The organism is Vibrio tasmaniensis, assembly GCF_024347635.1.
In the GTDB taxonomy this organism is placed as follows: Bacteria; Pseudomonadota; Gammaproteobacteria; order Enterobacterales; family Vibrionaceae; genus Vibrio; species Vibrio tasmaniensis.
This window is the reverse complement of the sequence record NZ_AP025511.1, coordinates 264,818-286,972: the sequence shown is the minus strand read 5'-3', so window position 1 is coordinate 286,972 and position 22,155 is coordinate 264,818. Positions and strand designations below refer to the sequence as shown.

Annotated in this window: 23 protein-coding genes and 3 pseudogenes; 18 read left to right on the top strand and 8 right to left on the bottom strand. The window is 43.5% G+C overall.

The features are described 5' to 3' along the window. Positions 1-8: 8 nt before the first annotated feature. Positions 9-638, top strand: a complete 630-nt coding sequence (locus tag OCV44_RS15670; RefSeq protein WP_139684380.1) for a cytochrome c oxidase assembly protein — start codon at positions 9-11, stop codon at positions 636-638. Between the two features lie 38 nt (positions 639-676). Next, the gene (locus OCV44_RS15665) at positions 677-1,561 is read left to right on the top strand and encodes a cytochrome c oxidase subunit 3 (RefSeq protein WP_139684381.1); all 885 of its coding nucleotides are present in this window, start codon (positions 677-679) and stop codon (positions 1,559-1,561) included. Between the two features lie 19 nt (positions 1,562-1,580). On the opposite strand, the gene OCV44_RS15660 is transcribed toward OCV44_RS15665, so the two are convergent. After that, complete coding sequence (locus tag OCV44_RS15660; RefSeq protein ID WP_139684382.1) at positions 1,581-1,811, bottom strand: DUF2909 family protein; 231 nt, start codon at positions 1,809-1,811, stop codon at positions 1,581-1,583. On the opposite strand from OCV44_RS15660, the gene OCV44_RS15655 reads away from it, so the two are divergent. From OCV44_RS15655 to OCV44_RS15610, 10 genes are all read left to right on the top strand, one after another. Further along, on the top strand, positions 1,750-2,625 hold the full coding sequence (locus OCV44_RS15655; protein WP_139684383.1) for an SURF1 family protein: 876 nt from the start codon (positions 1,750-1,752) through the stop codon (positions 2,623-2,625). The genes OCV44_RS15660 and OCV44_RS15655 overlap by 62 nt on opposite strands. Positions 2,626-2,679: 54 nt before the next feature. Next, positions 2,680-3,288, top strand: a complete 609-nt coding sequence (locus OCV44_RS15650) for a hypothetical protein (RefSeq protein ID WP_139684384.1) — start codon at positions 2,680-2,682, stop codon at positions 3,286-3,288. A 144-nt stretch (positions 3,289-3,432) separates the two neighbouring features. Further along, positions 3,433-4,488: a COX15/CtaA family protein gene (locus OCV44_RS15645; RefSeq protein ID WP_139684385.1), complete on the top strand. Its 1,056-nt coding sequence runs from the start codon at positions 3,433-3,435 to the stop codon at positions 4,486-4,488. Then, entirely contained in the window at positions 4,478-5,452 is a 975-nt protein-coding gene (gene cyoE / locus OCV44_RS15640; RefSeq protein ID WP_139684386.1) for a heme o synthase, read from the top strand. Before OCV44_RS15645 ends, cyoE begins: the two co-directional genes overlap by 11 nt. Positions 5,453-5,616: 164 nt before the next feature. After that, the gene (locus OCV44_RS15635; protein WP_065099595.1) at positions 5,617-5,970 is read left to right on the top strand and encodes an L-threonine 3-dehydrogenase; all 354 of its coding nucleotides are present in this window, start codon (positions 5,617-5,619) and stop codon (positions 5,968-5,970) included. A gap of 96 nt (positions 5,971-6,066) precedes the next feature. Then, a complete protein-coding gene (locus tag OCV44_RS15630; protein WP_139684387.1) occupies positions 6,067-6,738 on the top strand; it encodes a DUF3313 domain-containing protein in 672 nt (223 codons plus the stop codon). A gap of 12 nt (positions 6,739-6,750) precedes the next feature. Further along, positions 6,751-6,969, top strand: a complete 219-nt coding sequence (locus OCV44_RS15625) for a DUF3820 family protein (protein ID WP_009845653.1) — start codon at positions 6,751-6,753, stop codon at positions 6,967-6,969. A 523-nt stretch (positions 6,970-7,492) separates the two neighbouring features. After that, positions 7,493-8,299, top strand: coding sequence for a hypothetical protein (locus OCV44_RS15620; RefSeq protein WP_139684388.1), 807 nt, complete (start codon positions 7,493-7,495; stop codon positions 8,297-8,299). 460 nt (positions 8,300-8,759) lie between these two features. After that, complete coding sequence (locus OCV44_RS15615; RefSeq protein WP_139684434.1) at positions 8,760-9,092, top strand: type II toxin-antitoxin system RelE/ParE family toxin; 333 nt, start codon at positions 8,760-8,762, stop codon at positions 9,090-9,092. Continuing rightward, complete coding sequence (locus OCV44_RS15610) at positions 9,079-9,393, top strand: helix-turn-helix domain-containing protein (RefSeq protein WP_139684389.1); 315 nt, start codon at positions 9,079-9,081, stop codon at positions 9,391-9,393. The genes OCV44_RS15615 and OCV44_RS15610 overlap by 14 nt, the downstream gene beginning before the upstream one ends. Before the next feature lie 159 nt (positions 9,394-9,552). Here OCV44_RS15610 and OCV44_RS15605 read toward each other — a convergent pair. Further along, positions 9,553-9,855: pseudogene (locus OCV44_RS15605) on the bottom strand (transposase); the annotation flags it as partial. Between the two features lie 148 nt (positions 9,856-10,003). Between OCV44_RS15605 and OCV44_RS15600 the strand changes: the two are divergent. The 3 genes from OCV44_RS15600 to aroG all read left to right on the top strand — a co-directional run bounded on the left by OCV44_RS15600 (position 10,004) and on the right by aroG (position 12,374). After that, positions 10,004-10,273, top strand: coding sequence for a type II toxin-antitoxin system TacA family antitoxin (locus OCV44_RS15600; protein ID WP_139684390.1), 270 nt, complete (start codon positions 10,004-10,006; stop codon positions 10,271-10,273). Next, positions 10,270-10,800, top strand: a complete 531-nt coding sequence (locus OCV44_RS15595) for a GNAT family N-acetyltransferase (RefSeq protein ID WP_139684391.1) — start codon at positions 10,270-10,272, stop codon at positions 10,798-10,800. The genes OCV44_RS15600 and OCV44_RS15595 overlap by 4 nt, the downstream gene beginning before the upstream one ends. A gap of 521 nt (positions 10,801-11,321) precedes the next feature. Then, positions 11,322-12,374 carry a 3-deoxy-7-phosphoheptulonate synthase AroG gene (aroG, locus tag OCV44_RS15590; RefSeq protein ID WP_139684392.1) on the top strand — a complete coding sequence of 351 codons (1,053 nt, stop codon included), beginning with the start codon at positions 11,322-11,324 and terminating at the stop codon, positions 12,372-12,374. A gap of 114 nt (positions 12,375-12,488) precedes the next feature. Here aroG and OCV44_RS22300 read toward each other — a convergent pair. The 4 genes and pseudogenes from OCV44_RS22300 to OCV44_RS15575 all read right to left on the bottom strand — a co-directional run. Beyond that, positions 12,489-13,403 (bottom strand): annotated as a pseudogene (locus OCV44_RS22300) (phosphomannomutase CpsG); the annotation flags it as partial. Between the two features lie 138 nt (positions 13,404-13,541). Beyond that, a pseudogene (locus OCV44_RS22295) lies at positions 13,542-13,964 on the bottom strand (phosphomannomutase CpsG); the annotation flags it as partial. 16 nt (positions 13,965-13,980) lie between these two features. Beyond that, positions 13,981-15,516, bottom strand: coding sequence for a mannose-1-phosphate guanylyltransferase/mannose-6-phosphate isomerase (locus OCV44_RS15580; protein ID WP_139684435.1), 1,536 nt, complete (start codon positions 15,514-15,516; stop codon positions 13,981-13,983). 176 nt (positions 15,517-15,692) lie between these two features. Beyond that, a complete protein-coding gene (locus OCV44_RS15575) occupies positions 15,693-16,808 on the bottom strand; it encodes a mechanosensitive ion channel family protein (protein WP_139684394.1) in 1,116 nt (371 codons plus the stop codon). A 184-nt stretch (positions 16,809-16,992) separates the two neighbouring features. On the opposite strand from OCV44_RS15575, the gene OCV44_RS15570 reads away from it, so the two are divergent. Both OCV44_RS15570 and OCV44_RS15565 read left to right on the top strand, forming a co-directional pair. Next, on the top strand, positions 16,993-17,649 hold the full coding sequence (locus tag OCV44_RS15570) for a potassium channel family protein (RefSeq protein ID WP_139684395.1): 657 nt from the start codon (positions 16,993-16,995) through the stop codon (positions 17,647-17,649). Between the two features lie 26 nt (positions 17,650-17,675). Then, the gene (locus OCV44_RS15565) at positions 17,676-19,043 is read left to right on the top strand and encodes a TrkH family potassium uptake protein (protein WP_139684396.1); all 1,368 of its coding nucleotides are present in this window, start codon (positions 17,676-17,678) and stop codon (positions 19,041-19,043) included. 123 nt (positions 19,044-19,166) lie between these two features. Here the strand turns inward: OCV44_RS15565 and msrB are convergent, their stop codons facing one another. Then, the gene (gene msrB, locus OCV44_RS15560) at positions 19,167-20,309 is read right to left on the bottom strand and encodes a peptide-methionine (R)-S-oxide reductase MsrB (RefSeq protein WP_139684397.1); all 1,143 of its coding nucleotides are present in this window, start codon (positions 20,307-20,309) and stop codon (positions 19,167-19,169) included. A gap of 196 nt (positions 20,310-20,505) precedes the next feature. Between msrB and OCV44_RS15555 the strand changes: the two genes are divergently transcribed. After that, positions 20,506-20,904 carry an OsmC family protein gene (locus tag OCV44_RS15555; protein WP_017068628.1) on the top strand — a complete coding sequence of 133 codons (399 nt, stop codon included), beginning with the start codon at positions 20,506-20,508 and terminating at the stop codon, positions 20,902-20,904. 151 nt (positions 20,905-21,055) lie between these two features. On the opposite strand, the gene OCV44_RS15550 is transcribed toward OCV44_RS15555, so the two are convergent. Then, positions 21,056-22,117, bottom strand: coding sequence for an OmpA family protein (locus OCV44_RS15550; RefSeq protein WP_139684398.1), 1,062 nt, complete (start codon positions 22,115-22,117; stop codon positions 21,056-21,058). Positions 22,118-22,155 lie beyond the last annotated feature (38 nt).

Genomic DNA, 22,155 nt, shown 5'->3' with positions numbered 1-22,155 from the left:
AATGAGCTATGAGTGATAAGCAAAGCGATCCCAATCAAGATAAAAAACAACCAAAGCGCCTGTCTAATAAGCGATCGACTAAAAAGCTGACGGGCTACTTGGTGTTGAGCGTGGTTGCGATGTTTGGTTTTGGTTTCGCTTTAGTGCCGCTCTACGATGTGATGTGTGACGCGCTAGGGATCAACGGCAAAACCAATACGGTTTCTGCCGTTCAACCTCAGGGAATGCAGCCTGACTATTCTCGAACTGTTCGAGTGGAATTCATGTCGCATATTAAGCCTGATATGCCATGGCAGTTCTCGCCTGAAGTTCGAGTGTTAGAGGTTCATCCTGGAGAAGTGGTTCAAACTAACTACATTGCCAAAAACCTTTCTGGAGCCTCATTGGTTGGCCAAGCCGTACCATCGGTTTCTCCAGGTATGGGGGCAACTTACTTTAATAAGATGGAATGCTTTTGCTTTAATCAGCAGCCACTTGACGGGCACAAGAGCGCCGAAATGGGTTTGATATTTTACATTGAGCCCGATATTCCAGAATCGATACATACGCTTACGCTCTCTTATACGCTATTTAATATCACGAGTCAGGTGAGAGGAGAGGCAAGTAAGCCTGAAGCGAGCACACTCGCAAGTAACTAGGGATTTAAAGAACCAGTATCAACATAAGGAGTTGGGCGATGAGTTCTAAAAAGGAAGTCTATTTCGTTCCACATCAAAGCCATTGGCCATTAGTGGGTGCCGTCGCACTGTTTTTGGTCGCGGTTGGCGCTGGCTTGACGGTGCAAAATATGGGCACTGATGCGGCTGGTGGCGTGTTTGGTAAAGCAGTGCTGTTAGTCGGATGTTGTGTGTTGCTTTACATGCTTGCAGGTTGGTTTAGCAATGTAATCACGGAATCATTAAGTGGTGTTTATTCTGAGCAAATATCTCGTTCTTTTCGACAGGGAATGAGTTGGTTCATCTTCTCTGAAATCATGTTCTTCGGTGCCTTCTTTGGTGCGCTTTTTTACGCTCGAATGATTTCTGTGCCTTGGATTGGTGGCGCAGGCAACAATGTGATGACCCATGAAGTGTTGTGGCCGATGTTTCAATCAATGTGGCCGCTAACGACGACACCTGATGGCGTGACGACACAAGCCATGCCTTGGCAAGGTATCCCGCTTAAGAACACCATTATCCTGCTACTTTCTTCTGTGACGCTGCACATGGCACATATTAGTCTTGAACAAAATAAGCGTATGGCTTTGATCGTGTGGCTAGAGATAACCATTGTTCTGGCTGGCTTCTTCCTGTTCTTCCAAGTTGAAGAGTACCTTCACGCTTATCAAGAGATGGGATTGACACTTCAATCTGGCATCTATGGCAATACATTCTTCTTATTGACAGGGTTTCATGGTTTGCATGTCTGTTTGGGAACGATCTTTTTGATTGTGTTACTAGCAAGGGTTGCGAAAGACCACTTCACTCCGAAAGACCATTTTGCATTTCAGGCGGGCAGTTGGTATTGGCACTTTGTTGATGTGGTTTGGTTAGGTCTGTTTGTGTTTGTGTATGTGCTCTAACTGCTGAGCCTATTGGGAATTAATAGGGGCGAGGGTTGGGCGCTATCACTCCTGAACCTAAAGCCAGTAATAACAGTAACACGACAACAGCTGACCACATCACACGACGCCCCAAGAAGTGGCTCAGCCTTTTGCCATTGTGTTTACCTGAGGCGATTTGGATTAGGCCTTTCATCAAATTGAAAGCGATGAAGAACAGCAAAGCGACTAACACAATTTTAAACAACAACACAAAGGTAGATGACGCCATAGTGATAACTCCAAACCGATTGATTGATGATGAACACAAGTTCCGCTGTAAAGGTTTTTGGATAACGGTCGTTTTAACTGTGGTTTCAGTCGGCATTTTAATCAAGTTAGGTTTGTGGCAGTTAGAGCGAGGTAACGAGAAATTACGCTATGAACAACAGTTATCAGAAAGAGCGCAGCAATCGTCACAATCTCTAGGTGTCATTATTTCTGAGTTGCGAGAGCTGGGTTCATCTGGTCAAGAGTCATTAAACCCTCAAACCTTAAATGGGTTAAAGGCTGATGTCGAATTAGTCAATACGAGTGGCTTGATACTCTTGTTAGACAACCAGATTAACCAAGGAACGGTGGGGTATGTGATTTACATGTTGGGTGCAGTTCCAACACAAGATGGAAGAAAACAACTGTTGATTGATCTTGGGTTCGTTGCGGCAAGCAGTGACAGAAGAGAGCTACCGCAATTAGGAAGCATCACACTACCAACCAAACTGTCAGGGCGTTTGTACACACGTTCGGTGAATCCTTTAAGTCATGAGTTGGGATTAGAAAATACGACACCGAATAGAATCCAAAACTTAAACATAACAGCGTTATCAGAGTACACAGGGCAAGAAGTGCTGCCCTTTATTTTCCAACCGCAAAGCTTAGAATCGTGGCCTTATGAGTTGTTGTGGCGACCAACTGCGATGAAATCTGAGAAGCACTTCGGTTACTCATTTCAATGGTTTGTAATGGCAGCGGCACTTTCGTTTTTGATGTTGTTGATTGGGTTCCGATATTTTAAGAAAAATGGCCACATGAATAAGAAAAAGTAGGAACTTGAAATTGAAATAGCGACTTAAAGGCAGCGCCTACAACAAGGAAGAAAGATGGATAAATCTCAAGCACAAGTGAACAGGGAAATTACTGAGGCAAACATGGCAGAGCTCAGAAGCCGTCGTACTAAAGGGCGCTTGGTATTAATCGGACTCGTTTTAATTTTCGCTTTGCCAGCCATTGTCGCCAAAACGGTGTTGGACCAGAATTGGTATACCTCAGGTGTCACTAACTCAGGCGAATTGGTCGAACCAAGAACCACGCTTGCGGATTTTGGCGTAACGATACCCATGGCTGGAGAAGGGTGGTTAGTGGGTTATATCGCTCCTACAGAGTGTGAAAGCTTATGCGAACAGCAACTCCATTATTTGAATCAAAGTTACTTGGCGCTAGGTAAAAACAAAGAGCGAGTGACCGCCGTTGTTTTTGTCTCAGAAGGTAATTCGTTATCGGGTTCGCTTGATAAGCCTGATTTGTCTTTGTTAGCGGGTGGTGATCAATTGAGTACCGAATTTTCGCCTGCTTCTATTGTTATTATTGACCCACTAGGACAGTTGGTCATGGAGTACAAAAGCGTTTCAGAACCTTCGCAGTTAGTTGGTCAATCTAAAGGCATGATTCATGATCTAAGAAAGCTACTCAAGCTGTCACGAGTTGGGTAGTTAATCAGCTTAAGTTTATAAGCTGGAGTTGATGAGCTTGAGTTGGTGAGCTTGAGTTGGTGAGCTTGAGTTGATGAGCTGTAGCAGATTGCGTTAATGCTGAGTGTTGTTAGCGAAAAGGGAATAAGCATAGGGAGATAAGTGATGCAGAATAAAGCCCCTGATTTACTGATGCTCGTGATGAGATTAACTATCTTGTTAACCCTTACCGTGATTGTTCTCGGCGCTTATACACGTCTGTCTGATGCTGGCCTTGGTTGCCCTGACTGGCCTGGGTGCTATGGAAAGATCACCGTTCCCTCGAATATCCAAGCCGTTAATCAAGCCAATCTACAATTTCCAGAACGTGCTCTCGAAGCAGACAAAGCTTGGATAGAGATGATCCATCGCTACTTTGCAGGAACATTAGGGCTGCTTATCTTTGTCGTTGTTGCTTGGTGTATTAAAAAGAATATAACAGCGGCTGGTCTACCATTACTTATCTCGGCAACCGTGATATTTCAGGCTTTGCTTGGAATGTGGACGGTGACTCTCAAGTTGATGCCCGTTGTGGTTATGGCGCATTTGATGGGGGGATTCACGTTGCTGTCACTGTTGTGTCTGCTCTACTGTCGTTTGTCTCAATTTCAAAGCCGTTTTGGTGAGGCTACGTATACTTCGTCACTTAAAGCTTGGGCGCTGTTCGGGCTATTCATTGTGGTCGGGCAGATACTGCTTGGTGGTTGGACATCGTCAAACTATGCCGCGTTGGTGTGTACACAATTACCCATCTGTGAAGGTAATTGGATGAGCTATCTCGACTTCAAAAATGCGTTCGATTTTGCTCAACACGGCCATGATAACTATGAGTTTGGTGTGTTGGAATATCCCGCAAGGCTTACCATCCATGTCATGCATAGGTTCGGGGCTATTGTGGCGACGTTAACGGTGTTGATGATCGTGTACCAGCTATGGAAATTTGGCCAAGCGCCTCACCAAAAGCTGAGCGTGATTGTCGCAATAGTCTTGTTTACCCAAATCAGCCTTGGGATCAGTAATGTATGGTTTCATCTGCCAATCTCAGTCGCGGTTTTGCATAACCTAGTTGCAGCGATGTTGCTCATCAGCATGGTTGTCACCAATTTTGTCGTGTGGCAACGCAAACCGAGTGAGAGCTTGGTGAAAAACAGTGTATTACAAGGAGGTAATCATGGTCAGTAGAACGTCAACACAGTATGAAGTGGTGGCTCAAGACGCAGCCTTAACTCATAAGATAACAGCCAACAATGATATTGCTATAAGCAATGAAATAGCTGGAAAAAACAAAGCCGTTTGGAAGGTCTATTTAACACTGACCAAGCCGAAAGTGGTGGCTTTGATGCTGCTGACGGCATTGGTTGGAATGTGTTTGGCTGTACCGAATGGATTGCCGTTGCAACAAACTTTGTTCGGGATGATTGGGGTAGGGTTGATGGCAGGTTCAGCAGCTGCGTTTAACCATTTGATCGATAAAAAGATCGACGGCCAGATGACTCGAACCAATCGACGCCCTTTACCATCCGGTGAACTGAGTAGTGTACGCGTGTTCAGCTTTGCCGCGGGTATCGGCTTACTTGGATTCGTCACGCTTGTGGTGTGGGTCAATCAACTCACCGCTTGGTTAACCTTTGCAAGCTTGTTGGGTTACGCAGTGATTTATACCATGTATCTGAAGCGAGCGACGCCGCAGAACATCGTAATTGCAGGAATCGCTGGCGCAATGCCACCGTTATTGGGTTGGACGGCAGTCACCAACGAACTGCATTCAAACGCTTGGTTGTTGGTGATGATCATCTTTATTTGGACCCCTCCACACTTCTGGGCGTTGGCGATTCATCGTCGTGACGAGTATGCCAAAGTGAACATCCCTATGTTGCCTGTAACCCACGGAATCGAATACACCAAGACTTCGATTTTGCTCTATACCTTGTTGCTTAGCATCGTGTGTATATTGCCTGTATTGGTCGGTATGAGTAGCTGGATATATCTAAGCGCTTCATTGGTGCTCAACGGTGGGTTTGTTTACCACGCTTGGGTACTTAAGTATCGTGATGAGCCTAATATGGCGATGAAGACCTTTAAGTTCTCCATCTATCATCTCATGATCTTGTTTGTTGCTCTGTTGGCGGATCATTATTTGCTCTGATAGCTCTGATAGCTCTGATAGCTCTGATAGCTCTGATAGCGGTGAGTAGCTCAATACAAGGTCATATCAAAACCAAACCTTTGGTTTTCACTAACCAAACCCTGACATGCCATCTATGAAAAGCCGGACAATTGATTGGCATGAATTATATAAAGGAACCGGTAATGGAATTCACTGAGCAAGATAGAGACGCTTTGTACCAAACGTGGATGTCACAAAAATCTCGAATGCGAATTACGCAGATGGAGTTTTCAAAAAAGCTAGGCATGAACCAGTTGGATTTTTCGCGATTGCTAAGAGGGGAGAAAGCATTAACCATGTCTTTCGTTAGTCACTTCTGTCGTCTACTTCATTTAGAGCCAAGGAATGTGCTCCCTTCACTTAAAGAGGACAATGAATCCGGGCCTAAAGTGGTTTATCTGAAAAGTAGAATGAGTGTTGATGGTGAGATCCAAAATGCTTATATCGAAGGCAATCAGGTGATCGTAGAGTATGCACATACCGTTCAGAACCATTGATTTTAGATCAAGCTCTGAGTTTTACCTCTTTTTCTACAACTTTTTCACTTAGGGTATGGCATACTTAGTTAATTCCTTGATTTACTTAAGTGCGTTATGAAACCTTTAAAAGTCCTTTTGCTTGTTGCAACCAGCATGTTTTTGTTTGGTTGTGCAGGCGGCCCAATTAAAACCGCTACTAAATTCACCAGTTATGAAGATTTTCGGCCTGGCCCTGATGGAGGCGTTGATTTAGTTTGGGCAAGGATAGGGCTGCGTGACGAACAACGTTTGAAATCCAAGTTAGACGCTTATGACTCTGTGGTGATCGACCAAATCTTTGTGTTGGCAGAAGAAGGCACATTAGATCAGGAAGACATTCAAGAGCTCACAGATCATATGGTGAGTCGTTTGGAAGCGAAGATATCGCCTCACAAAACGATTGTCGATGAACCAACAGGGAACACACTGCGCTTGAGTATTGCCTTAAGTAACGTAGAAACGCCCAACCCGATCTTAGCCGTGACAAGCAGTGTTCTTCCGTTTGGTCTTGCGATGTCGACTATATCTAAGGTGACGACAGGCGAGCACACCAACGTTGGGAGCGCTAGTGTTGAGCTATTGGTCAGTGATGCGCAAGACGGCACTCCGTTGTTTGCGGCCATCGACCGCGAAGCGGGTAATAAAGACTTTTCTACAATGATTGATTCGTTAGATGATGCCAAAGATGCGATCAACTATTGGGTTGAACGTTTAGGTGATACTCTACAGAACATCGACGACGTCTAGAAAGAGCTTGTAATGCTAGAGAAAGAGAACCTGATTAAGCTAGCCAGAATGCAAATGCCTTTTGGCAAATACGCTGGCCGCACCTTGATTGACCTGCCTGAAGAATACTTGCTGTGGTTTGATAAAAAGGGCTTCCCGCAAGGTGAGTTGGGCGACTTAATGCAGTTATGTTTAGCTCTCAAGATTGAGGGCTTAGATTCTGTGGTGCAACCGCTTAAATATGACTATTAGCCTTAAGTAGCCCCAGTCCGTCCCCCCCCCACAGTTCTAAACTAAAACCCATACACATAAATGACGAGTAGTGGTGATTTTCTGAGGAACATTCAAAGGCAAAAACTGAATCTTGCCTTTTGAATGTTTATGAACCAGAGTCACCGTAACTTTAATATTCCCCCCAACACCTCCCTCAAAGCTCCCGAATCTATTATTACTTTTAGACTCCACATGTTCATTAATGACGAGTCAGAATCGACTAGCTTTACCTTCCCCTAAGCGACCACTACACAGACAGTTTATTGCTTATTGAATTAATCATGGCCTAAAGAAGAGTGGCTTTTAACTCTGAGTGAGCACGGATTTAACGAGCGTTACATCGGAGGCAATGTGTGCTTGCACGTTTTGACACTGAGTGTTTAGACTCACTCTTATATAAATGCATAGCATTCAGTTGGTTATGAGCAATCTTTGGGATATATTGGCTGGGTGAATTCGTGCTTGCACGATATTAAAATCGTTAGAATTGTCAGAGGTATAAATGCAACATATTGTTTTTTTATTTATTTTATATGTAGTTTTGCTTGGATATCATGCAAACCAAACTAAAGATGGAAACCGATTGAGTCGAGAGGTATATGAATCCCTCTACTTGCTTCATACTCTAGCCTATTATTGCTATGCCAGCTTAAACGCGTGGTTGGGTGATGCATATCCAATGGTTATAAGCTTAGGTGTTGCAGGTTTTTTAAATTTGATGTTAGTTGAATACTATTGGAATAAGTATGATGATTTAATCTCGGTAGTTAAAAAATCGTTAACTTTAAAGGTAATATATTTAGTAGTTACATCTGTGGCAGTTTCAGGAACAATTCTATATGCTGGGCTAATGTTGGAGGAAATTACATTAGCCCCAGCTTCTGCATTGAATAACTATGTCATTGCAATATCTTTTATTCTTATGGCAATATTTGGTCCAATTCTGTTGGCACTTGTAATAGAAGTTGTATTTCCACTTGTTTTCTTTATAGGTAATAAATTAAGTGGCAATAAGATTAAGAATAAACCAGTTGTTTTTATTTCTGTGATTATGCTAGTTGCCCCATTACTTATTATCGCTTCAATATTAGAGTCATCTATGCTTAATGATAAGTTTTTTAAAGCGATATTACATGATAATTATCATGAGAATGACAAGGGTATCTGCTCTAACATTCCAGATGATGTTAAGTATGTCCCAATATCTGCTTCAGAAGTGTCAGTTGTAAAATATGACTCTGAAATTGATGACTATCATTTTTATTTAGACTACTGTGCAGAACAGGAAGATGAGACAGGTGGTCAATAATTCTAACAAATAAGGATTAAGGTGTTGCGCAGCCAACACTAAATCCCGAGTGTTGAACAAGCCCGAAGCCACTTTATTAAGTAAATTGTACGATTGAACTTGAAGGGCACATCGCTTTGAGGCTTTTCTCAAGGCGAGCGAGGTCAAGATAAGGTTGCGATAGCAATTTTATCAACCAGTTAGCCATTTTTCGTTTCTTTCGTCGTCACATCTCCTTTGATTTCATCAATGCCATTATCCTTATTATTGATGCCTTTCGGCTACATGGGCCGGCTCACTCCAACGCACCGCGATAGAGGTATCGCGCAAATAGCTCAGTGCAGAAGTGAGTGCAAGTTTCGTTGTCGACTGTGAGTATGCAGGCATTATAGCTCAGGTCAGATTCACCTTTCGAAAAGTCATAACTACGTTAATCACGTATAGTTTTGCTATGTGTACGTTACTTGCGTATACTCTGCATATGAAAAGTGTATTTGTTGAATCGACCATATTTGAAAAGTACCGTAATGAATATCTCAGCGATGATGAGTTTAGGCTTTTTCAAGCTGAGTTAATGTCTAACCCGAAACAGGGGGACGTGATTCAAGGTACAGGTGGTTTGCGAAAGATTCGAGTTGCAAGTAAAGGTAAGGGCAAGCGAGGCGGCTCTCGTGTTCTCTATTACTTCCTCGATGAAAAGCGTCGCTTCTACTTGCTGACAATTTATGGCAAGAATGAAATGTCTGATTTAACTGCAGATCAAAAGAAACAATTAAAGGTTTTTATGGAGGCGTGGCGTAATGAGCAATCGTGATCTATTTGCAGAGTTAAGTTCTGCTCTTGTTGAGGCTAAAGAGCATTCAGAGGGTAAATTCACTCTTAAAACTCATCAAGTTAACGATATCAGTGAGTTAGATATTTCACCTAATGAGATCGTGAGTATCCGTGAACAGTTTAATATGTCGCGTGGTGTGTTTGCGCGTTTACTGCATACATCATCCCGAACATTAGAAAACTGGGAACAAGGGCGTAGCGCACCAAATGGACAAGCTGTGACCCTTCTAAAATTGGTTCAGCGTCATCCGGAAACTCTTTCGCACATCGCTGAGCTATAACAAACAAGGGCTAAGATGTTGCGCAGCCAGCACTAAATCCCGAGTGTTGAACAAGCCCTAAGCCATTTTCCGCTTCTCTCGTCGTCACATCTCCTCTGATTTCGTTAATGCCATTCACATTATTTTCGATACCTTTCAGCTAGGTGGGGCGGCTTACTCCAACACACCACGATAGAGGTCGCGAGATAAATAGCTGAGTGCAGCCTGACCGTAACCAACCTGCCTGCAATCGACCACCTATTGTTTGGGTATGCCACTCGGCAGCCACAAGGTTGGTTGTTGATTGATGGCCTCTAGCATTCTTGCCCGCCAGACTTTGGCCAAAGCAAACGCGTTAAAAAGGTAATGCTTGTTGCCTTTGTGCCACGCTTGCCTTGATGCATCGTATTGGCCTGCTGCCACAACAATGTGCAGGTGTGGGTTCAAGTTTCGTTGTCGGCTGTGAGTATGAAGTGCGCTGGTAAGCTTGTCGTGGTGCACCTTATGTTAGGCGTTGTATTTACAAAACTTAAAAATTAAATCCGTATTAGATCTGTACAAGTTGTACTTTGGTTGTCTAAATCTTATACTCAATTTAGTTACGGAATTACTCCGTACGATTGGAGGTTTTATGGCTACTGCAAGACTTGATATTCGCTTGGATGAAGAAATCAAAGCTAAGGCTGAGAAAGCTTCAGCTTTACTTGGTTTAAAAAGCTTAACTGAATACGTTGTTCGTCTAATGGACGAAGATTCAACTCAGGTAATTTCTGAGCATGAAGGTATCACTGTTGAAGCAAATGTATTTGATCAATTCATGATTGCTTGTGACGAGGCTAAGGCTCCGAATAAAGCATTACTTGAAGCTGCTGCATTTACTAAAAGTGGTGAGTTTAAGTGAGTTATTCTAAAACTTTCAAAGAATTGGATAAATCACAACACGATAGAGAATCATTTGACTGCGGTGAAAAAGAGTTAAATGACTTTATCCAAACTCAAGCCGCTAAACATATGCAAGCAGGTATCAGCCGCACTATGGTTTTGCCTGCTTCTGTGCCACTGCCAAATCAAAAATATCCAATTTGTTCATTTTATAGTATTGCGCCAAGTTCAATTAGCCGTGATACGTTGCCACAAGCGATGGCTAAAAAATTACCACGCTATCCAATTCCTGTTTTCCTTTTAGCTCAACTAGCAGTTCATAAAGAATTTCATGGAAGTGGGTTAGGTAAAGTTAGCTTAATCAAAGCTCTCGAATATCTTTGGGAAATTAACTCTCACATGAGAGCTTATGCCATTGTTGTCGATTGTTTAACTGAACAAGCTGAGTCATTCTACGCAAAATATGGTTTCGAGGTTCTTTGTGAAATCAATGGTCGTGTAAGAATGTTCATTCCGATGAAAACAGTCGGTAAATTATTCACTTAGACGTAAGAGTGAATATAACGAATAAAGATTAAGATGTTGCACAGCCAACACTAAATCCCGAGTGTTGAACAAGCCCGAAGCCACTTTATTTAGTAAATTGTACGATTGCATTTGAAGGGCACATCGCTTTGAGGTTCTTCTCAAGACGAGCGAGGCCAAGATAAGATTTCGATAGTAATCTTATCAACCAGTTAGCCATTTTCTGCTTCTTTCGTCGTCATATCCCCTCCTGTTTCGCCTGTGTAATTCTCCACATACCACCCCTAACTAGAAGTCACCGAGTTTGAAGCTAGGTGTTCTTACCTTACCTGATAACTGCGCAATCGATGGCGTGTAAACAATGTTATACGGGGTGTTTTAAATATAAAACATAAAATAAATTGCCTTTTTTTTTAATTAGTGATTGAAACTGTGGTTTTTACTCGTTAAGTTACAGGGAACAAGAAGATAAATGCTGATGTAAAGTGACGTGAGATAACGTGCATTCAGCCTCAAGGATAGAAAATAGGAAGAAGTAAGCAATGTTCCAGACTGATGATGTAAGAATTACCAAAGTAAAAGAGTTATTACCCCCTGTTGCTGTTTTAGAAAAGTTTCCAGCGACAGAAATTGCTTCTTCTACAACCTTTGAAAGCCGCAAAGCGATCCACAATATTTTAGAAGATAGCGATGATCGCTTACTTGTTATTGTTGGCCCATGTTCTATTCATGATACAGAAGCTGCTCTTGAGTACGGTAAACGTTTGAAAGTGCTACGTGACGAACTAGGCGATAACCTTGAAATCGTAATGCGTGTTTACTTTGAAAAACCACGTACCACTGTTGGCTGGAAAGGCCTAATCAATGACCCGTACATGAACGACACGTTCAAACTAAATGACGGTCTTCGTTTAGGACGTAAGCTACTGCTTGACCTAACTGATATGGGAATGCCTACGGCGAGTGAATTCCTAGATATGATCTCGCCGCAATACGTTGCAGATCTAATCAGCTGGGGCGCAATTGGCGCACGTACGACAGAATCTCAAGTTCACCGTGAACTGGCTTCAGGCCTATCTTGCCCAGTTGGCTTCAAGAATGGTACGGATGGCAATATCAAGATCGCAACAGATGCAATTCGCTCTGCAAGTGCTTCGCACCACTTCTTGTCGGTAACTAAATACGGTCACTCAGCGATCGTTGAAACCGCAGGTAACCCTGATTGTCATATCATCTTACGCGGTGGTAAAGAGCCAAACTATAGCGCAGAGCACGTTGGCAAGATTAAAGAAGAGCTAGAAGCTTCAGGTCTTCCACAGAAGGTGATGATTGATTTCAGCCACGCGAACAGCTCAAAGCAGTTCAAACGCCAAATGAACGTTTCTGATGACGTAAGTGCACAGATCTCTGGTGGTGATAAAGCAATCTTTGGTGTGATGATTGAATCTCACCTAGTTGAAGGTCGCCAAGACTTAGTTGACGGTAAAGCGGCGACATACGGTCAATCTGTTACTGACGCATGTATTGGTTGGGAAGATACTGAAACAGTACTTCGTCAACTTGCAGGTGCTGTTGAAGCGCGTCGTAACAAGTAATTTAATTATTACAGCCAGTCACTAAGCGGCTGAAAATTCAAAGCCCTTATTAGCAAATCGCTAGTAAGGGCTTTTTTGTGGATCTTAGTTGGAAGCGGAAAGTGCCTTGTACTTTTAAATGAGAAAAGACAGTAACTCGTCGATTTTAAGCGAAAGCAAAGCTCTGTCTTGCTTGGTTTCTACATTAAGGCGTATCAATGGCTCTGTATTGGATGGTCTGAGATTGAAGCGCCATGTTCCCATATCCACACTGATACCATCCATATAATCGATGTCTACGGCATTATCGCGATAGTGTGCTAGCACAGAAGCGATGACTTGCTCTGGGTTGGATACTTTGCGATTAAGCTCTCCGGACGAGGGGAATCTATTCATACTTGCGCTGGTCAGTTGGTTAAGAGACTGTTGGGTTTTCGACATCAGTTCAATAACCAGTAGCCAAGGAATCATTCCTGAATCGCAATATCCAAAATCACGAAAATAATGATGTGCGCTCATTTCCCCCCCGTAGACAGCATTCGTTTCACGCATCTTCTCTTTGATCAGTGCGTGTCCCGCTTTAATCCCAATGGCTTTTCCACCATGTGTGTTGGCGACTTCAATCGTATTCCATGTCATGCGCATATCGTGCAATACAGTGGCGTTGGGCTCTTTTAACAAGAATGCTTCAGCAAGCAACCCGACAATGTAATAACCTTCAATGTAATTGCCTGTCTCGTCAAAGAAAAAGCAGCGATCGAAGTCTCCATCCCAAGCAATACCAAGATCGGCCGAGCTTTGTAAAACGGCGTCTCTGGTGGCGGTTTGGTTTTCTTTAATTAATGGGTTCGGAATGCCGTTAGGGAATGTTCCGTCAGGAGTATGGTGAACCTTGATGAAGGTGATCGGAATATCGAGCGTGGCAAAGCGAGCTTCTAAAGCATCAATGACACGCCCTGCGACACCGTTCCCTGCGTTCACCACAATCTTCATAGGTGAAAGATTAGACGGTGTTATATAGGAGAGTAGGTGGTCTACATAGGGAGCTAGAATATTCGCCGATGTCGAATACTTGTTTTTCTGTGAGTTATAGAGAGTCACATTGTCATAACACTTTGGAGCTAACGTTTCCATGTGAGCTAGTGCTTCAATGTTAGCTAGTGTTTCAATGTGAGCTAATGCCTCAAGGCGATGTTTAATCTCAGTCAGCCCACTCTGCTTGCTGATTGGGCTAGCGTTAGCACCGACTAATTTCATTCCGTTGTAATGGATTGGGTTATGGCTAGCTGTGATTTGGATTCCGCCAATCGCTTTTAGGTAACGAGTTGCAAAGTAGACTTCTTCAGTGCCAGTCATTCCAAGGTCAACGACGGTTATTCCAGACTCGATTAAGCCTTTGGTCATGGCTTCTTGTAATGAAAGGGACGTTTCACGGTTGTCTCGACCAATAACGACTTGAGCCGATGCATCTGAACCTTTGGCATTTCGTGATAGGAGATATTCACCAAACACCTTTCCAAGCAGATAGGCAAACGGTTCATTGATTTGGCGACCAATGATGCCGCGAATGTCGTTGTTCTTAAAGCAGCTAAGATCTAATGTTGGTTTCATTTGATTGTCGCCGCTTCTATTCCGATTTTTTGTTCTGAGGCGGAGAAGCTTGTTCGCTTCGAATATCCCGCCCATAGCTGTCTTGATATCGAATGATATCGTCTTCACTTAAGTGACTGCCAGTTTGAACTTCAATCATTTCAAGAGGTGTCTCGCCAGGGTTCTCTAAGCTGTGTATGTGACCTAAAGGGATGTAAGTGGATTGATCTTCTTCGACGAGGTAGGTTTTCTCATCGTTGGTCACTTTCGCGGTGCCAGCCACTACTACCCAATGTTCTGCTCTATGGTGATGCATTTGCAGTGAAAGCTTATGTCCTGCTTTTACGGTGATACGCTTTACCTTGTCGCGCTTGCCTAGATCGACCACATCGTATTTACCCCAAGGCCTAAAGATTTCTCGGTGGTGAATGTGTTCTGTGCGACCGGCTTGATTCAGTTGGCTGACAATCGATTTCACGCCCTGAACCTTGTCTTTATTCGCAACTAATATCGCGTCTTTGGTTTCGACAATGATCAGATTGTCGACACCTACAATTGCAACCAGCTTATTTTCCGCATGAATATAGTTGTGTTGAGAATCAACGGTTAATACATCACCTTCAATGACGTTATTGTGCTCATCTTTGGCGCTTACATCCCAGATAGCAGACCATGAACCGATGTCATTCCAACCGACATCCATTGGGAGCACTGCGGCGTGCGAGGTCTTTTCCATCACAGCGTAATCGATGGAATCGCTCGGGCTGCTTTTGAATGCTTCGGCGTCAATACGAATAAAGTCGAGGTCGATATTTTGCTTTGAAAGAGCTAACTGACAAGCCGCTAATATTTCTGGGTGGTGTTGAGAGAGTTCTTCAAGGTAGCGGGATGCCTTAAACATGAACATGCCACTGTTCCATAAGTACTGTTCTGAGCGGATGTACGCTTCTGCAGTTTCTCTATCGGGCTTTTCTACGAAGCATTCAATGGTGTAGGCGCGATGGATTGGTTGCTCTGTAGCGTTGGTTTCTATTTGCAGGCTAGAGGGAAGTGGCTGGCCTTGTTTGATATAGCCATAGCCAGTCTCTGGAGCATTCGGGGTTATACCGAATGTCACCAATTTCCCTTGTTTTGCGTAATCAACACCACGGCTAATTGTTTGTTGAAATTCAGAGGTTTTAGCGATGTGATGATCGGCCGCCAACACTAATAAGATAGGGTCAGATTCGTTCGATTTCTTATCCACTGATTTGCTTAGAGCCTGTAGGGCAGCAAGCGCAATAGCTGGGGCTGTATTTCTACCGATAGGTTCTAATAGGATTCCACTGTGTTGGACTTTAGCGGCGCGAACTTGCTCTGCAGCAATAAAGCGGTGTTCTTCATTACAGATGATGAGAGGGGCATCGCAGGTACTATCTGTTAAGTGCTTCTCAAGACCTTGCAGGCGTTGAAGTGTTTGCTGAAGCATCGATTGTTCGCCAGCAATATTGAGAAATTGCTTAGGGTAAAGCTCGCGAGACAAAGGCCAGAGGCGGCTTCCGGAGCCGCCAGCTAGGATCACAGGTAAAATCATAGAGTGGTAATTAGGTGTATTTGAATACTGGCGCCATGTTACCACGCTTCACTCTGTTTATTTATCGATAACCAGTTTACTTATCAATAACGAACTTACATATCAATAACCGACTTACTTATCGATAACTCATCGACTTAACGAGAAGCTATAAACGGTCATCAATATAGCCGTGCTTATTGATGACCTTCTGGGTTGGAAATGACCATACCTTGCGCTTCGCCAAAATCTTGAGGATCGATCTTGAGTGTTTGTGTTGGGAAGGCGATATCAGCATTGTGCTTATGAATAATCGCCAACACTTGCAGCAGGACATTTTGCTTAACTTCATGGTATCTCACCCAGTTAACCGTTTTGGTGAAGGTGTAGATAAAGAAATTAAGGGTTGATGGGCCAAACTTATCAAAGTTAACGATCAGCGTCTGCTTGGCATCAATATCTGGGTGCGTCTCGAGCATGGCTTTTACGTCATCCACAATTAGAGCCAGTTTGTTCGCATCTTGGTAACGCAGCCCAAAAGTCTCATTGATTCTGCGGTTCAACATTCTTGATGGGTTCTCCACCACAATGTTACTGAATACCGAATTTGGCACGTATAAAGGTCGCTTATCAAAAGTGCGAATGATGGTCATACGCCAACCAATACGCTCGACGGTACCTTCGATCTGGCGGTCTGGTGAACGTATCCAATCTCCGACTTTAAAAGGACGGTCGAAGTAAATCATCATGCCACCAAAGAAATTCGACAGTAGATCTTTGGCTGCCAAACCGACGATCAAGCCACCGACACCACCGAAGGTGAGTAAGCCGGAAAGACTAAGCCCAAACGCCTGCATGATGGTCAGGCCGCCCATCACCATAAAGAACAAGCGAGCGACTTTCGCGATAGCTTGCACTGTGGTTTCGTCTCTGGTTTTCTGTTCTAAGACGTACGCTTCAGTGTTGGTGATCATTCGCAAGGTAAACCAAACGAAGGTACAGATAATTAATATGTGCTTAAGTGTTTTTAACCAATTAATTTCATTACCAAACTGGTCTTGAAGGATTAACCCCACAGAGACAGTTGCAGGCCAACACCAGAGTAATGTACTGACAGGTGTTTTTAGTGCCTCTAGCAGTAGGTCATCCCAGTGGAATGGGGTTTTCTGAACCAGAATTTCTAAGCGATTATGGATAATTCGCCAAGCGACCCAAGCGAGAAAGCTCGCAATAGTGATGAATAGGACGCTGTTTGCCCAATCACTATGGCTCTGGTTAATGTAGGTTTGTACTTGGGTTATGAATTCATTCATTGTGTGTACTGCCGCAGAAATAGTGGGTTAGAAATTAGCAGAAATCACTTTTGTTCTCTACCTTTATAAATCAAGCGATTAGCTGACAATTGTATCTCTATATGGATATATAGTCGTTTTTTTGTATGAAGACAATTTCGTTGTTTGTTTTCGATGCTACGTAGCTTTGTAAGTGGAGTAATAAATGAGTGACAAACAATATGCAGTTATTGGCTTGGGACGTTTTGGTCTCTCTGTCTGTAAAGAGCTACAAAGTTCAGGCTCACAGGTACTCGCTGTCGATATTGATGAAGAGCGAGTGAAAGATGCGGCGGCTTTTGTTTCTCAAGCGATTGTTGCGAACTGTACAAGCGAAGAGACAGTTAAAGAGTTAAGGCTCGACGAGTACGACATGGTGATGGTGTCGATAGGCTCTGACGTTAACTCAAGCATTCTAACGACCTTGGTCGTTAAAGAGTCAGGCGCAAAAGCAGTCTGGGTTAAGGCGAATGATAAGTTCCACGGCAAGATCCTCTCTAAGATTGGTGCTGACCACATTATTATGCCCGAGCGAGACATGGGAATTCGTGTCGCGCGTAAAATGTTGGATAGGCGCGTTCTTGAATTTATTGACCTAGGCAGCGGCTTAGCGATGACAGAAATCGTTATTGGATCCAAGTTTTTGGGTAAGCAACTTCGTGATCTTAAGTTGTGCAAAGAGGTTGGTGTGGAGGTACTTGGCTTCAAGCGAGGCCCGAACTTAACGAAAGCACCAGAACTGGATGTGAGTTTAGAAATCGGGGATGTAGTGATCATTGCTGGACCGAAAGATACCTTAGCTAAAAAGCTGCGTAATTGGTAACTGGCAATCGGTAATAAGGTAACAGTATGAATTCGTTAAAGCGAAAAGGTACTTTCTACACCCTTAAGAGTGATAACAAGCCACGCAAAGGCTCTGAACCTAAGATTATTCTGACCAGTTTCTTAGGTGTTCTTATCCCTTCAGCAATCTTGCTGACGATGCCGGTGTTCTCTGTGACAGGTTTAAGCTTTACGGATGCACTGTTTACTGCCACGTCGGCGATCAGTGTGACAGGTTTAGGTGTTGTCGATACTGGCCAGCACTTCACCTTGGCAGGCAAAATCTTATTGATGTTCTTGATGCAAGTGGGTGGGTTAGGGCAGATGACTTTATCTGCGGTACTGCTCTACATGTTTGGTGTTCGGCTAAGTCTAAAACAGCAAGCACTGGCGAAGGAGGCTCTCGGGCAAGATCGTAAGATCAACCTCAGGAAGTTGGTTAAGAAAATCATCATTTTTGCATTGGTGGCGGAATTTATCGGTTTCTTATTGCTCTGCTTCCGCTGGGTGCCTGAAATGGGATGGTCGACTGGTAGTTTTTACGCACTTTTCCATGCGATATCCGCCTTTAATAACGCAGGCTTTGCGCTATTTTCAGACAGTATGATGAGCTTTGTTGATGATCCATTAGTGATCTTTACCTTAGCGGGTTTGTTCATTTTCGGCGGACTCGGTTTTACAGTCGTCGGCGATCTATCGAGTAACTGGCGTAAAGGATTTCGACATCTACATTTACATACCAAGATTATGTTAACAGCGACACCAGCGCTATTGTTGGTTGGTACGTTATTGTTTTGGTTGTTGGAGAAGAATAACTCAGCGACGATGGAGGGTTTGTCGACACAGGGGCAATGGTTGGCGGCCTTTTTCCAATCTGCGAGTGCTCGTACTGCTGGTTTTAACAGTGTGGATTTGTCTCAATATACGCAACCTGCATTGTTAGTGATGATAGTACTGATGTTGATTGGTGCTGGTTCCACTTCCACTGGTGGTGGTATTAAGGTCTCGACTTTCGCGGTTGCGTTTGTTGCAACTTGGACATTCTTGCGTCAGAAAAAGCATGTCGTGATGTTTAAGCGCACCGTGACTTGGCAAGCGGTAACAAAGTCATTGGCCATTATTGTGGTCAGTGGCGCGCTATTAACCACCGCAATGTTTTTGTTAATGCTTACTGAAAAGGCGGCGTTTGATCGAGTCATGTTTGAGGTGATCTCAGCCTTTGCAACGGTTGGCTTAACAGCTGGTTTAACTGCAAACCTGACTGAGCCCGGTAAATACATCATGATTGTGGTGATGGTAATCGGACGTATTGGTCCTCTCACTTTGGCGTACATGTTAGCTCGTCCGGAACCTTCTTTGTTGAAGTACCCAGAAGATACGGTGTTGACGGGCTAATAATGTTAACGGATTAAAAATGCTAACAGGCTAGGATTTATAGTTCTTGTTAGTGTGTTAGAAAAACAAAGCCAGCGATATGCTGGCTTTGTTGGCATAGGTGTAGCACTAGTTTCTTAGCACTTAGCCTTCGAACATTTCCATATATTCTTCGTAGCCTTCCTCAGCCAATTTATCTGCTGGGATAAAGCGCATAGCGGCTGAATTCATGCAGTAGCGTAAACCTGTTGGCTTTGGACCATCTTTAAATACATGCCCTAGGTGAGAGTCACCAAATTTACTGCGAACCTCTGTTCTTGGGTAAAGTAGCTTGTAGTCAGTAGTTGTTACCACATAAGCTTCGCTGATTGGTTGTGTAAAGCTCGGCCAACCTGTACCTGACTTGTATTTGTCTTTTGAAGAGAACAAAGGTTCACCCGTTACGATATCAACGTAAATACCTTCTTGCTTGTTATCCCAGTATTTGTTGTCAAATGGGCGCTCTGTTGCGTCGTCTTGTGTGACATCGTATTGCAGTGAAGTTAGAGATGCTTTGATCTCTGCATCAGACGGTTTGGTGTATGTTTTAGCATTAGCTGTCGTATTTTTGCCATCGATGATTTGGCGGAGTGTTTGTGGGTTTTCTTTTCTATCATCACCGAAAATTTTATCTAGGTACTGATCACGACCAGAAGCGTAGCGGTAGTAGTTATAACGAACTTTGCTCTTTTTGTAATAATCTTGGTGATAGTCTTCCGCTGGCCAAAATTTTTCAAATTCAATCAGTTCTGTTTTTAGTGGCTCCCCAAAGATCTGAGCTTTGTCGATTTCCATCATGAAGCTCTGAGCGACGTCTTTTTGCTCTTGGTTATGATAGAAAATAGCAGGTCGATATTGAGGGCCTCTATCTACGAATGAGCCTTTGTCATCGGTTGGATCGATGTGTCTGAAGAATTGATCAAGCACTTGCTCGTAGCTAACCACTTCAGGGTTATAAGTCACATTGATCACTTCGATGTGTCCAGACTTGCCTGATGAGACTTGTTTGTAGGTTGGGTTTTCTAATTCACCACCGGAATAACCAGAGATAACGTCGGTGACACCGGTCAGTTTTTCTAGGTCGGATTCTGTACACCAAAAACAACCACCAGCCAGTGTCGCGATTTCACTTTTACCTGAATCCATCGCTTTATCCATTGTATTGGCAGTGCCAGTTTGGCTTACAAATAGCGAAGTCAGTGGTAGTGCAACCACGAGTGATACCAATATTTTAGATAATTTATTCATAGATACCTCATCTTGACGTTTTCTCATTCGATTTTGAATGTACGAATAGAGACAGGGTTTAGATGGAAAAAATTACACTATTCATGAAAAAAATATCTCAAACAGAAAATCTTGCTCATAAATGCTGCCAGTAGTAGGGTGTCCATTATTGATATAATAGATAATGATGGCGGTTTCCGTACATCTAAGGAACAACATGCAAGCAGAAGTTAAATGGGTCGAAGGCTTTAAATTCCTAGGTCAATCTCAATCAGGTCACTCTGTCGTTATGGATGGCAGTGGCGGTGCTACCGCACCAAGCCCTATGGAAATGGTGTTAATGGCTGCTGGCGGTTGTAGCTCTGTTGATGTGGTTGATGGCTTGAAATCTGCAGGCCAGAACATCACGGGTTGCAATGCAAAGCTTGAAACGACACGTCGTGAAACGGCACCAAAGATCTTTACTGTGATTAATATTCACTTTGAAGTGTCTGGTGATAATCTTGACCCTGAGCTTGTCGCTAAGGTATGCGCAGATTCATTAGAAAAGTACTGTTCAGTATGTCTAATGCTAGGTGCTGGAGTAGAGATGACCCACAGCTGGGAAATAGTCTAGTCTCTGATTGTACAGCTTGGCGGTAGACTGATTTTTACGGCTTACGGCTTACGGCTTACGGCTTACAGCGTATGGGTAGAGCCAGATTAAGAAAAGGGCGGAGCACTTGAAAGTGCTCCGCCCTTATTATTTTAATTAAGGTAGAGTGCTATTATTGAGCAGTTTCTACGATAACTTCTTCCATTTGCGCTTTTTCTTGGTATTCGAAGCTTGGGATCGTTGCTTCAACGCGGCGGTTTTGAGCACGACCTTCAGCTGTAGCGTTTGATGCTACTGGGTTCTCTTCACCTTCACCAGATGCTGAAATACGGTCTGCAGAGATACCTTGCTCTTCGATGTATGCGGCTACAGCAGCTGCACGCTTCTTAGAGATCATCATGTTGTACTCTGCCGCACCTGTTGAGTCAGTGTGACCAACAACGTTAACTGATGATTGAGGGTGAGCTTGCAGCACTTCAACTAATGGCATTAATGCAGTTTTGCCGTCTGAAGATAATTCAGTGCTATTTGTCTCAAACATACCTTGAGAGAAGCTTTCAGTTTTCGCTTTAGTAACTACAACTTCTTCTTCAACAACAACGACTTCTGGTTCGGCGATTGGCTCAGCAGGAGCTTGTGTTACAACGGCTGCTGAAGCGGCAGCTGCTGAAGCCGTTGTGTTACCTGTACCGAAATTGTAGCTAAGGCCAACGGTAACAAAGTTAGAGTTTAAGTCTTGAACATAGTTGTCATCGAAATCATCGAAGTATTGGTACTCAACACGAACAGCCCAATCTGAAGAAAACTGCTTCTCTAAACCGATACCTGCTGAAAGAACAACGTCTGTTTCACCGCCATGTGAAATGTAAGCAGGACCTGCTTTGAAGAATACGTCGAACTCTTGTTGTACTGGTAGACGGTACATTGGTGTTAGTGATATAGCGATGATAGGGTCGCTAAAGTCACTTGTAACGCCATTTTTGGTAAAGCTTGTATTGTAGTCACCTAAGAAGTCAGAACTTAACTCAATACCTAGTCTGTCAGTAAAGTTGTAACCCGAGTATATCCCAGCGCCAATCGCATCATCATCACATTTAACCCCATCGACACAGGCGCTATCTAGCCAGCCCATGCCAACTTTTGCGCCAACATAAGTGGTGGCAGCAATAGAAGGAGCTGCCGCTAAGCCCGAAGCAGCGACAACAGCACACATGATTTTAGAAAGTTTTTTCATAATCTTATCCTTGGATTAATTTTATTGTTATCTGAAGT